This is a genomic window from Ruegeria sp. AL12, assembly GCF_056540885.1.
Window position 1 is genome coordinate 172,988 of record NZ_JBQFXN010000001.1, and the last position, 14,501, is coordinate 187,488.

General features: G+C 59.3%; 14 protein-coding genes. 9 read left to right on the forward strand and 5 right to left on the reverse strand.

The genetic code is table 11. The features are described from left to right. Positions 1 to 21: 21 nt before the first annotated feature. Both ACR0C6_RS00885 and ACR0C6_RS00890 read right to left on the reverse strand, forming a co-directional pair. Entirely contained in the window at positions 22 to 756 is a 735-nt protein-coding gene (locus tag ACR0C6_RS00885) for a glutamine amidotransferase (protein WP_480445811.1), read from the reverse strand. 16 nt (positions 757 to 772) lie between these two features. Then, entirely contained in the window at positions 773 to 2,545 is a 1,773-nt protein-coding gene (locus ACR0C6_RS00890) for an SLC13 family permease (protein WP_480617934.1), read from the reverse strand. A 110-nt stretch (positions 2,546 to 2,655) separates the two neighbouring features. On the opposite strand from ACR0C6_RS00890, the gene ACR0C6_RS00895 reads away from it, so the two are divergent. After that, a complete protein-coding gene (locus tag ACR0C6_RS00895; protein WP_152458737.1) occupies positions 2,656 to 3,396 on the forward strand; it encodes a YebC/PmpR family DNA-binding transcriptional regulator in 741 nt (246 codons plus the stop codon). Positions 3,397 to 3,545: 149 nt separating this feature from the next. Beyond that, the gene (locus ACR0C6_RS00900) at positions 3,546 to 4,823 is read left to right on the forward strand and encodes a permease (protein WP_171639064.1); all 1,278 of its coding nucleotides are present in this window, start codon (positions 3,546 to 3,548) and stop codon (positions 4,821 to 4,823) included. Between the two features lie 11 nt (positions 4,824 to 4,834). On the opposite strand, the gene ACR0C6_RS00905 is transcribed toward ACR0C6_RS00900, so the two are convergent. Then, positions 4,835 to 5,524, reverse strand: coding sequence for a nitroreductase family protein (locus ACR0C6_RS00905; RefSeq protein WP_480445807.1), 690 nt, complete (start codon positions 5,522 to 5,524; stop codon positions 4,835 to 4,837). A 26-nt stretch (positions 5,525 to 5,550) separates the two neighbouring features. Next, positions 5,551 to 6,444, reverse strand: coding sequence for a LysR family transcriptional regulator ArgP (locus tag ACR0C6_RS00910; protein WP_480617936.1), 894 nt, complete (start codon positions 6,442 to 6,444; stop codon positions 5,551 to 5,553). A gap of 87 nt (positions 6,445 to 6,531) precedes the next feature. On the opposite strand from ACR0C6_RS00910, the gene ACR0C6_RS00915 reads away from it, so the two are divergent. From ACR0C6_RS00915 to ACR0C6_RS00945, 7 genes are all read left to right on the forward strand, one after another. Next, entirely contained in the window at positions 6,532 to 7,131 is a 600-nt protein-coding gene (locus ACR0C6_RS00915; RefSeq protein ID WP_480617937.1) for a LysE/ArgO family amino acid transporter, read from the forward strand. Between the two features lie 40 nt (positions 7,132 to 7,171). Beyond that, positions 7,172 to 8,080 carry a DMT family transporter gene (locus tag ACR0C6_RS00920; protein ID WP_480617938.1) on the forward strand — a complete coding sequence of 303 codons (909 nt, stop codon included), beginning with the start codon at positions 7,172 to 7,174 and terminating at the stop codon, positions 8,078 to 8,080. An 87-nt stretch (positions 8,081 to 8,167) separates the two neighbouring features. Continuing rightward, positions 8,168 to 8,740, forward strand: a complete 573-nt coding sequence (betI, locus tag ACR0C6_RS00925) for a choline-binding transcriptional repressor BetI (protein WP_171167131.1) — start codon at positions 8,168 to 8,170, stop codon at positions 8,738 to 8,740. Beyond that, positions 8,737 to 10,245, forward strand: a complete 1,509-nt coding sequence (gene betC / locus ACR0C6_RS00930; protein ID WP_171227851.1) for a choline-sulfatase — start codon at positions 8,737 to 8,739, stop codon at positions 10,243 to 10,245. Before betI ends, betC begins: the two co-directional genes overlap by 4 nt. A gap of 70 nt (positions 10,246 to 10,315) precedes the next feature. Next, a complete protein-coding gene (gene betA, locus ACR0C6_RS00935; RefSeq protein WP_480445800.1) occupies positions 10,316 to 11,974 on the forward strand; it encodes a choline dehydrogenase in 1,659 nt (552 codons plus the stop codon). 97 nt (positions 11,975 to 12,071) lie between these two features. Continuing rightward, positions 12,072 to 12,677: a thermonuclease family protein gene (locus tag ACR0C6_RS00940; RefSeq protein WP_480445799.1), complete on the forward strand. Its 606-nt coding sequence runs from the start codon at positions 12,072 to 12,074 to the stop codon at positions 12,675 to 12,677. Positions 12,678 to 12,777: 100 nt separating this feature from the next. Then, positions 12,778 to 13,017, forward strand: a complete 240-nt coding sequence (locus ACR0C6_RS00945) for an HP1242/YdcH family protein (RefSeq protein ID WP_152458727.1) — start codon at positions 12,778 to 12,780, stop codon at positions 13,015 to 13,017. An 81-nt stretch (positions 13,018 to 13,098) separates the two neighbouring features. Here ACR0C6_RS00945 and ACR0C6_RS00950 read toward each other — a convergent pair whose 3' ends face one another. Next, positions 13,099 to 14,499, reverse strand: a complete 1,401-nt coding sequence (locus ACR0C6_RS00950) for a helix-turn-helix domain-containing protein (protein WP_480445797.1) — start codon at positions 14,497 to 14,499, stop codon at positions 13,099 to 13,101. Between the last annotated feature and the right edge of the window lie 2 nt (positions 14,500 to 14,501).

The window sequence follows — 14,501 nt, forward strand, 5'->3', positions numbered from 1 at the left end:
GCAGGCAACCGCGCCGTTGGGTCATTCGTATCGTCGGACGAACCGGCGCAGGATCTCGCCCGGCTGTGTGACATCGGCCGAATGGCAGTGATCGATTAGTTTTTGCGCGTCTTCAGGCGGGAAATAGCCGTGGTTCTTGTAGATATTGATGCGCTGTTCAAAATCCCTAGCGTCGGCTTCGGGGTGGAACTGCGTGGCGTATACGTTCTGCCCCCAACGGATCATCTGGAACGGGCAGGGGTCTGACGCGACAAGGTGCACGCATCCCTCTGGCAGAGCCTGAACCGCTTCCTTGTGGCCAACGAAAGCGTCGAAGGTGGGTTCCAACCCGGCGGTCAACGGATCCCGCTGCCCTTCCGGGGTCAAATGGCACGTGGATGGCCCAACGGGTTCGCCATACCGCGCCTTGCTGACGTCGCCGCCCAGATACGCCGCCAGAATGCCAAGGCCATAGCAGCAGCCCATGAACGGGTGATCTTGCGCGATGATCTGCGGCATCAACCCCATGATCGCAGCCTCGATCCGGGCATCCAGCGGGGATTTGGTCGCCGGGTCGTCACTGACGCATCCCGGTCCGCCGCCTACGATGACACCGGCATAGTCCGTGACATCCAACCCTTCTGGCAGGTCGTCGCAATCCAAACGAATGCGATGCGTCTGTTCAGGAGACAACCCGCTCCGGTTCAGGATCGAGGCATATTCGGCGTCGGACGCATCTGTTTCGGGGCGCAGTTGCAGGATCAAAAACGGTTTCATGCGCAGCCTTTACCCGTCACAGCGGCCAGAATACAAGGATGGCGGGAACAGAAACGGCTATGATCAGCAATTCCAGCGGCAATCCCATGCGCCAGTAATCTCCGAATCGATAGCCTCCGGGACCCAGAACCAGCGTGTTGTTCTTGTGCCCGATGGGGGTCAGGAACGCAGCCGAGGCCGCAACGGCCACGGTCATCAGGAACGGGTCGGGTGACACCTCAAGCGTGCGTGCCATTTGTATCCCGACCGGCGCGGCGACAATGGCGGTGGCGGTGTTGTTCAACACGTCCGACAAAGTCATCGTGACAACCATCAATACGGTCAGAATGGCCCAGGCGGGCAGACCATCGGTCAGCTGGATCAGGGCGTTTGCGATCAGTTCGGTGCCGCCCGAGGTCTCCAAGGCGCTGCCCAGCGGGATCATAGACCCCAGCAGTACGACCACCGGCCATTCGATGTGATTGTAAATGTCGGTGATCGGCATGATCTTGGTCAGCACATAAGCAATCACGACCAGCCCCAAAGCAATGGGCAAATAGATCAGACCAACACTGGCGGCCAGAACGGCAGCGGCAAACAGACCGATGGCCAGCCATGCCTTGTCATTTGCAGTGACGTTCAGCCCGCGTCCGGCAAGGGGCAGGCAGCCCAGCCAATCCGTGACATCTGCTGCCCGGTCGCGCGGGCAGAGCAGCAGCAGGATGTCACCGGGTTCAACCTCGGTCTTGCGAACCTGCTCGGTGATCCTGCGCCCCTGGCGAGAGATGCCCATCAGAACGGTGCTTTGCCGCCAGGCCAGCCCAAGCCCTTGTGCCGTGCGACCTGTGATGCGCGCGCTTTCCGGCACGACAACTTCGATCACTTCCAGCCCGTCACCCTCGGCCGTCAGCAACTCCTGCCGGCGCGTGTCCGAGAAGTCGAGATTGAGCGCCGCGCGGAACTCGTCCAGCGCCTCGGGTCGGGCTTCCAGAACCAGCGCGTCACCTTCCTGCAAAACGGCGTGCGCCGACCGGCCATAGCGACGCTTGCCATCCCGGATCAAACCGATGATGGCCACGTCTGATTTCTCGGCCACCTCATAAAGTTCACTGACCCGTTTGCCGATATGGGCGGATTCCGGGGGAACGGTCAGCTCGGCGATGTATTCGGCCAAGGTTTCCGATGTCTCGGCCTGCGGTCCGCGATCGGGGATCAGGCGCCAGCCCACCAGTGCGACAAAGGCAAGACCGGTGATTGCGGCCAGCCCACCGACCGGGGCAAAATCGAACATGTGAAACGGCTCGCCCAGTGTTTCGGCCCGGATCGACGCGATGATGATGTTCGGGGGGGTCCCGATCAGCGTCGCCATCCCGCCGAGAATGGTGGCAAAGCTCAGCGGCATCAGCGACAGGCCCACCGATCGTCCGGCCTTGCGTGCGGTCTGGATGTCCACGGGCATCAGCAGCGCCAGCGCCGCCACGTTGTTCATGAAGGCCGACAGAACCGCGCCGATCCCGCCCATCAGGGCGATATGCGCACCTAAGCCCCGCGAGGCATCAACCAGCGTGCGGGTGATCAGAAACACTGCGCCTGATCGGACCAAACCGGCGGAAACCACCAAAACCAGCGCCACGATGATGGTCGCCGGATGGCCGAACCCGGCAAAGGCGCCATCCACGGGCACGACACCCAGCACGACGCCGATCATCAGCGCGGCAAAGGCCACAAGGTCGTATCGAAACCGGCCCCACAGCAGCATTCCGAAGACGGTGATGAAAAGCGCAAAAAGAATGATCTGGTCTGTCGTCATGCCGTCACCATACTAGCCGGTGAAGCCGTCGCAAGCCGCTCTCTTGATCCTGCCCCCTGCAAACGTCTATATGAGCGCCGAACACGCAATCACGATGACGAGGACGCATTATGGCAGGCCACTCAAAATGGGCCAACATCCAGCACCGCAAGGGGCGTCAGGACGCCGCGCGGTCCAAACTGTTTTCCAAACTGTCGAAAGAGATCACCGTTGCCGCCAAGATGGGCGACCCCGATCCCGACAAGAACCCGCGCTTGCGTCTGGCCGTGAAAGAGGCCAAGTCGAACTCGGTTCCCAAGGATGTGATTGACCGCGCGATCAAAAAGTCCACCGCCGGTGAAGGCGACGATTACGAAGAAATCCGCTATGAGGGCTATGGCCCCAACGGCGTGGCCGTGATCGTTGAAACCATGACGGACAACCGCAACCGCACCGCGTCGACCGTGCGTTCGACCTTTTCCAAGAACGGCGGCAATCTGGGCGAGACGGGCTCGGTCGGGTTCATGTTCGAGCGCAAGGGCGAAGTGATTTACCCGGCAACGGCGGGTGACGCAGACACCATATTCGAAGCCGCCATCGAGGCCGGCGCGGAAGATGTCGAAAGTTCAGAGGATGGACACATCATCTGGTGTGCGGATACGGATCTGAACGACGTTTCGAACGCGTTGGAAGCTGCGCTGGGTGAATCGGAATCCACCAAATTGGTCTGGAAGCCGACCACCACGACCGAGCTGGGTCTGGAAGACATGCAAAAGCTGATGAAACTGGTGGATGCGCTGGAAGACGATGACGACGTACAGCGTGTCACGACCAATTTCGAAGCCTCGGATGAGGTGATGGCACAGCTCTGATCTGTTGCGGATCTTGACGGCAAAACCCGGCTCAACCGCCGGGTTTTTTCGTTTTCGGACAGTTTCGAAGAGTTGTTGGCTGAACCCTTCGAAACGCATAGGCTGGAAAAACCCGGAATTTCCGAGACAACGCCACCGAAAGATCCACGATGGATGCGACTGCTGAAAAGGCCAAGCGAAACGTGCCGGTTCTTGCTGGGCAGAGTATCGTGTCTCAGGTCGCGTGGACTCTGGGCAGCCCATCGGTGGTTTTGCCGTTTCTGGCCGTGTCATTCGAACTGCCGATGTTCGTGGCGGGCGCGCTGGTTTCGGTGCGAATGATTGGCAGCATGATTTCCGATTTCTTTCTGGCGCAATCCGTCGCGGCGAAATCGCAAAAGAAACGCGCAATCGCTCTGACCGAAGCGATCATCGGATCCTGTCTGGTCCTGGCAATGGTGGCCGCCGCGACCGGGGTCGTTCCGTTGATCGCAGTGGTTTTCGTGGCGGTCTTTTTCGTGATCGGTCTTGTGGACGAGGTGCAGAACCTGATGTTCACCGATCTGCTGGGCGATCATGTCCACTCGCGTTCGCGCATGGTCCTGCATTACCTGCAACTTGGGGGCGGAGGCCTGTGTGCCATCGGTCTTGCCATGCTGGTGCATCAGATCACCAAGGAAAACCCACCTTTTTCGCGCCATTCAACCATGATCGGCGTATCGGTTGCGTTTTTCATGCTGTCAGGGCTTTTGATGCTGGCCATGACAGAGAATGCCCGCTCGGCGGAGCCGGCAAACAAGACCGGACCCAAAGCAAAGCTGTCGTTCAAGGCCAATGCACAGGGTATTCTTGGCATGTTCGAATACTCGTGGTTTCGGCGTTACATGGTCATGCGAATGCTTTTGGTGGCTGTTTCGCTCTCTGTCCCGTTCTTCGCGCTGATCGCGGCCGAAGCGCATCACAGCTCGGCCAGGGGACTGACCGCGATGATTGTTTCATCTGCTTCGGGCTATCTTGTGTCCGGGCCTTTGTGGCAGGTCGTGAACATGAAGTCTCATCGTGCCGTCATGGTGGTCGGGACACTGATGGTGGCCGCAACCGGCGGTGTACTTCTGGCATTTCACTACTTGGGTATCGATCACGATGTGCATCTGCACGCGATCGCGCTGTTTGTCGTCACCGTTGCGGTGACCGGGATCAGCAGCGCGCGCAAGCTCTATTTCCTGGACGTCGCGCCCAAGGAACAGCGCGTTCAGGGATCAGCCGCGATCAAGTCTTTTACCCGTTTGTTGGCGGTGCTGCTTTCGGCGGCCTTGGCCGCAGTCGCCCATATGCACGAGGTTGTATTGGCCGTCGCGTTCATAGTCGCAGCCAGCCTGGTGGCCTGCGTGACATGCTACCTGACAATGTTGCCGGACCGAAAGGACGCCTCTGGCACACAGGGCTGATGCGGCTCCGCTCAGAAAAAGGAAGAAATCTCGTCCAGGGGCTTTTTCAGCTTTGCAACGGACGGCACGGTCGCGGTTTCCGAGGGATGTCCAACTGCTATGATCATTGTCGGTTTCTCTGAAGCGGGCCGACCCAGCGCATCGGTCAGAAACCGCATCGGGTTCGGGGTATGTGTCAACGTGCTGAGACCGGCGTGATGCAATGCCGCCAGCAGAAAGCCGGTGGCAATGTTCACACTTTCCGGCACGTAGTAATTCTTGTACCGCGTCCCGTCTTCGAATTGCCCCCAGCGTTGGGCAAAGACCACGATCAGCCACGGGGCGACGGTCAGATGTTCCTTGACCGCGTTTGTCCCGATGGGTTCCAGAGCCTTGATCCATTCATCGCCAGCCCCTCCCGCGTAAAAGTGACTCTCTTCTTCTTCGGCTTCCTCGCGGATGCGCAGTTTCAGCTTGGGGTCCGAGACGGCAGTAAAATGCCAGGGCTGGTGGTTTGCACCTGACGGGGCCGTTCCCGCGGTGCGCAGGCAGGTTTCGATCACATCACGAGCCACCGGGCGCGTAGAGAAATCCCGAACGGTATGACGCCGCCGCATCTTTTCAAAGAAAGCCACAGCCGCGTCCTGCATGTCAGCATCACTGATCTCGCATCGGTCGGGCAGGGGAATGGGGTCATAACTGAGGGCGTCGCGCGAGAACATTGGTTCCTCCAATCGAATAAGTCTAACTATTTGCCTTGTGATGGTAGCAAAACCCGTTGCGCAGCATGCTGGACCGCTTGTGTAAGGGGTTTGAGCGCCGGGGCAAGAACCCGCCCGACCTGCCAGCTGAGCGCGATGTCCAGTGGCGCATCGGGCACGATCGGGCTCAGCAGCCCACGTGCTATGGCGTCTTGCACTAGGGTTGCGGGGTTCATGCCCCAGCCAATTCCGGCGACTGCGGCATCAACGAACCCTTGCGAAGATGGCAGGAAGTGGAAAGGCGGTGACAGATGTTTGCCGGTGTGATGTGCGATCCACGCTTTTTGCAGACCGTCCTTCCTGTTGAAGACAAGGCAAGGCGCTTTGCCGAGGGTTTCCTCGGTCACGCCGTTCTTGAACCAGGTGTTGACAAATTTCGGGCTGGCGGTGGGCAGATACCTCAACACGCCCAGCTCAATCGCGTCACAACCGCTTACGGTTTGTCCGCCGACGGTGACGGCGGCGCTGACCTCGCCGCGCCTCAGCCAGTCTGCCGAATGGTCCTGATCGTCGATCACAAGGTCGAACAGCATGTCGGGCACCTGCGCCATCGCGTCAATGAACCAGGTGGCCAGAATGTCGGCGGGTACCGCAACGCGAACCCTTGCGGAATCGGGTTCTTGTACCAGAGCCAATTCCCGTGCCAGCTGCGCCTCCAGCAGACCGACATCTTCGGCGTAACGTGCGATGCGCTGCCCGGCTGGCGTTCCGGTGCAAGGGGTTCCCCGATGTATGAGCGAGGCGCCCACGCGATCCTCCAGCGCTTTTATCCGCTGGGATATCGCCGAAGGGGTTACAGCCAGTTCCGCCGCCGCCGCATCAAAGCTGCCATGGCGCAGAATGGCTGACAAAGCAGCCAATTGGTGAGGGTCCAGCAGCATTAGCAAAACTTAACTGAGGGCAACATCTTTAATTTGATAGATCGTATCGCGGCCATTAGTCAACGCAATGGCAACGCAGGAGGTACCATGCCTACATCCGTGATCGCCGGTTTCGCGCTGGGTTTCAGCCTGATCCTCGCCATCGGGGCGCAGAACGCCTTTATTCTGAGGCAGGGCCTGCGGCGCGAACATGTGTTTTTTCTGTGCCTGACCTGCGCGGTGTCTGATGCCATCCTGATCGGAGCAGGGGTAGCGGGTTTTGGCACCCTGGCACAGGCCGCACCCTGGTTCGAAACCGTGATGCGATACGGTGGGGCGGCATTCCTGATCTGGTATGGCCTGCGCAGTCTCCGGTCGTCCTGGCTGGGTGGTTCGGTGATGGAAATCGGCAATGGCAAGCGAACCAGCCTCAAGGCCGCGCTGCTGACGGTTTTCGCGTTCACCTGGCTGAACCCGCATGTATATCTGGATACGGTCGTGCTGATCGGTTCGATCTCGGCCCAATATGACGACCGGCTTGGATTCGCCCTCGGTGCGATGTCATCCAGCTTTGTATTCTTCTTTTCGCTTGGCTATGGGGCAAGCATCCTGTCGCCTGTTTTTGCGCGCCCCAGGGCGTGGCAGGTGCTGGATGCAGGGATTGGCGTGGTCATGTTGGGTATCGCGCTGAAACTTGTTACCATGTGAAGGGTTGTTCCCGGCCGGGTTTCGGTGTTCAACCTTGAACATGACTTCATCCACCGTATCGTCCCGCCCGCTTGCCGGCATGTTCTGGATGTTCGCCGCCGGCTTGTCCTTTGTCGTGATGACCGCGCTGGTGAAGTCGCTGGGCACATCGATGAATTCCATCCAGGCCGCCTTTCTGCGATATGTGCTGGGGTTGGTGTTTCTGTTGCCGGCCATGCGGTCGATCATGGCGACGCATCTGACCCCCCGACTGCTGACGCTGTTCGGTCTGCGAGGCGTCGTGCATGCGGTTGCGGTCATGCTCTGGTTCTTTGCGATGACGCAGATCCCACTGGCCGAAGTTACAGCCATGAATTACATGACGCCGGTTTACGTCACATTGGGGGCGGCCGTGTTTTTGGGCGAAAAGCTGGCCTTTCGCCGGATTGCGGCGATTCTGGTCGCTCTGGTTGGCGTCCTGATCATCCTGCGGCCCGGGTTTCGCGAAGTGTCATCAGGCCATCTGGCCATGCTGGGAACGGCCCTGACCCTTGGGGGGTCGTATTTATTGGCCAAAATTCTGGTGCGTGACGTACCGCCCGCCGTCGTTGTGGCACATCTGTCGATCTGGGTGACCATTGCCCTGATACCCTTTGCGATCGCCGTTTGGACGCAGCCAAGCCTGCGGGATATCGGGGTTCTTTTTCTGGTGGCCAGCTTTGCGACCGCCGGGCACTATTTCATGACCCTGGCGCTTCAGGCGGCGCCGGTGGCCGTCACGCAGCCGGTGACGTTTCTTCAGCTGATATGGGCCACGATCCTGGGCGCCGCGGTTTTCCATGAAAGCGTTGACGTGTGGGTTGTCGCGGGCGGCACGCTGATCCTTGCCGCCGTAAGCTTTATTTCATGGCGCGAATTCGTGTTGAACCGCAAGGACTTGACGCCTCCGAGTATTGCGCCGAAGCTGTAACGACATCGCTCCCTGATTTTTCATTAATTGACGAGTCAATAAAAACCCCCTAGCGTGGTTCCGTGACGCCTGTTCAAGGGGAGAACGATGCCAAAAGTCGGAATGGAGCCAATCCGCCGGGATGCGATTGTTCGCGCGACAATCGCTGAGCTGGGCGTGAAGAAATCCCTTGATGTAACCGTAAGTCAGATTGCCAAACGTGCCGGCATGTCCAGCGCGCTGGCGCACCACTATTTCGGCGGCAAGGATCAGATTTTTCTGGCCGCCATGCGCCGGATCCTGTCGGACTTCGGCGAAGAAGCAAGGGGCGAGTTGAAAGCGGCGGCGGCGGACGAAAGGGCGCAGGCGATCGTCAGGGCGTGTTTTGCGCCCTCTTGTTTCACACCTGATGTGATCGCGGCCTGGATGACCTTCTATGTGTTGGCTCAGACCAATGATGATGCCCTGCGCCTGTGGCAGATCTATCAGGCCCGCATCAAATCCAATTTGACCCACGCCCTGCGGCACAAGTTGGCTGACCCGCAAGAGGCGGCCGAGAACATGGTTGCCCTGATTGACGGTCTGTACATCCGTGCCGCACTCAGCGCCCCTGAAGAACCGCAACTGGCCGTGAACCACGCGATGCGTGTGCTCAACACTCTGCTCGAGGCTGAAAAATGACAAAACCGAACATTCTGATCCTGATGGTGGATCAGCTCAACGGGACTCTCTTTCCAGACGGTCCCGCTGACTGGCTTCACGCTCCGAACCTGAAGAAACTGGCGGAACGGTCAACCCGATTTGCCAACGCTTACACGGCGTCGCCCTTGTGCGCGCCGGGGCGGGCCAGCTTCATGTCCGGTCAATTGCCGTCGCGCACAGGGGTCTATGACAACGCGGCCGAGTTTCGCAGCGACATCCCCACATACGCACATCACCTGCGCCGCGCGGGCTATTACACCTGCCTGTCGGGCAAGATGCATTTCGTCGGCCCCGATCAGTTGCACGGGTTCGAAGACCGCCTGACCACCGACATCTACCCGGCCGATTTCGGCTGGACCCCGGATTACCGCAAGCCGGGTGAACGCATCGACTGGTGGTATCACAACATGGGGTCCGTCACTGGCGCGGGCGTTGCCGAGATTTCCAACCAGATGGAATATGACGACGAGGTCGCCTATAACGCCAAGGCCAAGCTCTATGATCTGGCGCGCGGCAAGGATGACCGCCCGTGGTGCGTGACCGTCAGCTTCACGCACCCTCATGACCCGTATGTTGCCCGCCGCAAATACTGGGACCTTTACGAAGATTGCGCACATCTGCTGCCCGAGGTCGCCGATCTGGGTTATGACAATCAGGACCCCCACGCCAAGCGCATCTTCGATGCCAATGACTGGCGCAGTTTCGACATTACCCAAGAAGATATCCGCAAGTCGCGTCGCGCCTATTTCGCCAATATTTCCTATCTGGACGACAAGATCGGCGAAATCCTCGAAGTGCTGGAAACCACCCGGCAAGAGGCGATCATCCTGTTCGTTTCGGATCACGGCGACATGCTAGGCGAACGCGGGTTGTGGTTCAAGATGAACTTCTACGAAGGCTCGGCGCGTGTGCCGCTGATGATCGCCTCGCCTGATCTGCCCGCCGGCCGGATAGATGCTCCGGTATCGACAATAGACGTAACGCCGACCCTGGGGGCGCTGGCCGGCGTAGACATGGCCGAGATCGCCCCCTGGACCGATGGCGAAAACCTCGTGCCGTTGGCACTGGGCGAAGAACGAACCACACCGGTGGCCATGGAATACGCGGCCGAGGCATCCTACGCGCCGCTGGTCTCGCTGCGATATGGCAAGTGGAAATACAACCGCTGTGCGCTGGACCCTGATCAGTTGTTTGATCTTGAGGCCGACCCGCACGAACTGAACAATCTGGCAGACAGCCCCGAACACGCAGGCACGTTGCAAACACTGCGTGCCAAATCCGAGGCCCGTTGGGATCTGGATCGCTTCGATGCCGAAGTCCGTGCCAGCCAGGCTCGGCGTTGGGTTGTGTACGAAGCGCTGCGGCAGGGCGGATACTACCCGTGGGATTATCAGCCGCTGCAAAAAGCGTCGGAACGCTACATGCGCAATCACATGGATCTGAACATCGTCGAGGAAAGCGCCCGGTTCCCGCGCGGCGAATAACCTCTTCATCTTTTCGAAAATACTCCCGCCGGAGGCATCCAACCTTCTCGGCGGGGCAGGAGTTGTGGAAATGGAAGCAGATTTTGTCATCGTCGGCGCAGGGTCCGCAGGCTGCGCAATGGCATATCGTCTGAGCGAGGCCGGGGCCTCGGTTCTGGTGATCGAACACGGCGGCACCGACATGGGGCCGTTCATTCAGATGCCGGCGGCGCTGAGCTATCCGATGAACATGTCGCGCTATGACTGGGGCTATCAGTCCGAGCCCGAGCCGCACCTGAACAACCGTCGCCTGGCCTGTCCGCGCGGCAAGGTGATCGGCGGGTCGTCCTCGATCAATGGCATGGTCTATGTTCGTGGCCACGCGCGCGATTTCGATACCTGGGCCGAGATGGGGGCTGACGGTTGGTCTTACGCGGATGTTTTGCCTTATTACAAACGGATGGAAACCTGGCACGACGGCGGCCATGGGGGCGATCCGGCATGGCGCGGCACTGACGGTCCGTTGCACGTGTCGCGCGGCCCGCGCGAGAACCCGTTGTTTCAGGCCTTTGTGGACGCCGGTCAGCAGGCCGGTTACGAAGTCACGGGCGATTACAACGGTGAAAAGCAGGAAGGCTTTGGCCCGATGGAACAGACCGTCTGGAAAGGGCGGCGCTGGTCTGCGGCGAATGCCTATCTGAAACCCGCGCTCAAGCGCGACAATTGCGATATCGTGCGCGGTCTTGCGTCTCGGGTTGTCATGGAAAACGGCCGCGCCACAGGGGTCGAACTGATCCGTGGCGGCAGGAAAGAGGTCATCAAGGCCCGGCGCGAAGTCGTTCTTGCTGCATCGTCGATCAATTCACCCAAACTGCTGATGTTGTCCGGTATCGGCCCAGCGGCGCATCTGGCCGAGCATGGGATCGACGTCGTGGCGGATCGCCCGGGGGTCGGTGCCAACCTACAGGACCATCTGGAGCTGTATATCCAACAGGCGTCGCTGCAACCGATCACGCTCTACAAGCACTGGAACCTGTTCAGCAAGGGCCTGATCGGGGCGCAATGGCTGTTTACCAAAACGGGATTGGGCGCATCGAACCAGTTCGAAAGCGCGGCGTTCATCCGGTCGAAACCGGGCGTGGAATACCCCGACATTCAATACCACTTCCTGCCGATTGCCGTGCGCTATGATGGGCAGGCCGCTGCCGAGGGGCACGGGTTCCAGGCGCATGTCGGCCCGATGCGGTCGCCGTCACGCGGGGCGGTCACATTGCGCTCTGCCCAAGCCGCAGACGCGCCGGTGATCAAGTTCAACTACATGAGCCATGAAAAGGATTGGGAGGATTTCCGCACCTGTATCCGGCTGACCCGCGAAATCTTTGGGCAAGCCGCCTTCAAGCCCTTTGCGGGCAAGGAAATTCAGCCCGGTTCCGCTGTCCAAACGGATGAAGATCTGAACGCCTTTATCGCGGAGCATGCGGAAAGCGCCTATCACCCCTGCGGTACGTGCCGGATGGGGCGCGCGGATGACAAGAATGCGGTAGTCGACCCCCAAGGCCGTGTCATCGGCGTGGACGGGTTGCGCGTTGCGGACAGTTCAATCTTTCCGCAGATCACCAACGGCAACCTGAATGCGCCGTCTATCATGGTGGGTGAAAAAGTGTCGGATTCGCTTTTGGGCAAAGATCCGTTGCCGAAAGCCAATGATCGTCCGTGGATTCACCCCAACTGGGCAACCGCTCAACGTTAACCTTTCCAAACGGCCCCCGGTTGAATGCGCGTGAAATACCGCGCATATCGGGGGCATGTTAAGGATTTGTTTAGCCTTTGTTCTTCTGCTTCCAGGTTTGACCCATGCCGCAGAGCAACTTGCAGGTCGGGTTCACGTAATCGATGCGGACACCTGGAATGTCGGTGGTGTTCGGGTGCGGCTGCACGGTATCGATGCGCCCGAACTGGATCAGACCTGTCAGGATTCCGACGGATCAAGCTGGCCATGCGGGACGTGGGCCACTCATATGGTTCGGGAACAGTTTCAGGGACGGATGACCACTTGTGTCCCGGTGGATCGGGATCGCTACGGTCGCATCGTTGCTCGGTGCAGCGTGGAACGCGAAGACGTCGCCACCCGGATTGTAGAGCAGGGCTTGGCCTTTGCGTACCGCAAATATTCGGACACGTATGCAGGTGCCGAACAGGTCGCGAGGATTGGAAACAGGGGATTGCACAAGACACAGATACAGGTGCCTTGGGTGCACAGGGCACGCAAGAAACCGAAATCCTCTGAAACATGCCTAATCAAAGGAAATGTTTCGTCAAAGGGCGAAAAGATCTTTCACGAACCGGGCCAGAGGTACTATGCCAAAACCCGGATCAGTGCAGCCAAGGGCGAGCGATGGTTCTGCTCTGCTGCCGAAGCACGTGCAGCGGGTTGGCGTGCTGCGCGACGCTGAATTCTGAATTTTTCCTGTATGAAATTGATCCGCGTCAAAGTGGGCGGCGCGTCACGCTTCTACCACTGATATGCAACGACATATGAAGGAGCGAACAGACATGTCCCACACCCCGCATGAACTGGCCGAAGAGTTTCCGGACAAGGTTGAACTGATGAGCCAGCTCAAGCAAACGGACGCGCATTTTGCCCGTCTGGCTGATGAGTATCACGAGGTCAATCGCGTTGTGCATCGGGCTGAAACCAACGTCGAGCCCATGGAAGACCTGGCCGAAGTTGATTTGCGCAAGAAACGGGCAGCGCTGAAAGACGAAATCTGGGCGATTTTGTCCAAGGCCTGAACATTATGGCTGGGGGATACTGTCCCTGTCCTTTCCCGGCCCGGGTCGGGGCTCCCCCCGTTAATTTCTGGCCATACGAAATCAGGTGACTTCGTATGGCAGGGTGCCGCGCGTATGGGTGTCGATGCTGAGACGGCGTTCCAGCGGCGGGACTGAACGCTGATGGCAGTTTTGCCGCTCGCAGATGCGGCAGGAAATGCCGATGGGCTCGTAAGCGCTGGCGTTGTTTATGTCGAGGTTGTCGGCATACACGAGCGCCGGGGCGTGGCGCACCTCGCACCCCAGCGCAATTGCGTACCGCCTGACCGGTGCGCCGAATGAACCACCTGATTTCGACACATCCCGAGCCAGCGAGATGTAACGCACACCATCCGGCGTTTCTGCCAGTTGCCGAAGGAAATGGCCCGGCGTTTCAAAGGCCCGATGCACGTTCCAAAGGGGGCAGGCGCCACCGAACCGTGCAAATTGCAGACGCGTGGCCGAGTGCCGTTTCGTGATCGTTCCGGCCTGATCCACGCGGACGAAAAAGAACGGGATACCTTTTGCACCGGGGCGTTGCAGCGTCGACAGTCTATGCGCAACCTGCTCAATCGATGCGCCAAACCGGTTGCTGAGTAGCTCCAGATCGTGGCGCTCTTCCTGAGCAGCGGTCAGGAATGCGGAATAGGGCATCAAGGAAGCGCCGGCGAAATAATTGGCAAGGCCGATCTTTGCGATGGACCGTGCCTCGTCGCTTTGGAACTTGGCAAAATCCAGTGTCGCTTCCAGCAGTTTGTCCTGACTGATCAATGCGACCTGCAACAGCAGTTGAAACACTTGCGTTTGCGGGGTCGAGCGGGAGGAAAGGCGCAGGATTTTGCTTTCGGCGTCATAGGTGCGCAAAGGGGCGATGTCAGAGAACATCACTTGAATGCCACGCTCAGTCAGGCTGTTCAAAGCCGCCTGCCGGATGCTCCCCGGGTTTTCCGCGCGATTGGCGAACAGCTCTGCCGCCCGGTCCACGGCGTCGATGTAGTTGTCGCAATAATGGAAGAAGTCCCGCACCTCTTCCCAGGGGCTGGCCTGCATTCGGGCGTCCTCTCGCCCCAGGGCTTCGTCCAGTGAGGCGAGGCGTTCATGCGTTTGCCGGTAGGTTTTGTGCAGCTCGATAAATGCGCGGGCCAATGCCGGAGCGTTTGATGCCGTCAGGCGTAAATCGGCAAGTGGCGGCAGAATATCCGCAAAAACCGGGTCGGCCAAAGCTTCGCGCATATCCGACACCAGTCGCTCGCTGTCGCCGGTGCTGAGCTCGGTGACATCCAAGCCGAATTCTTGTGCCAGAGCCAACACAACCGTGGTCGAGATCGGCCGGTTGTTGTTCTCCATCTGGTTCAGGTATGGGAGTGAAACACCCAGTTTCGCCGCGAATTCGCGTTGTGTCAGGGCCAGTCGCGTGCGCATTTCACGCAGTTTCGCGCCGGCATAGAGCTTTTGGGTGGCCATGA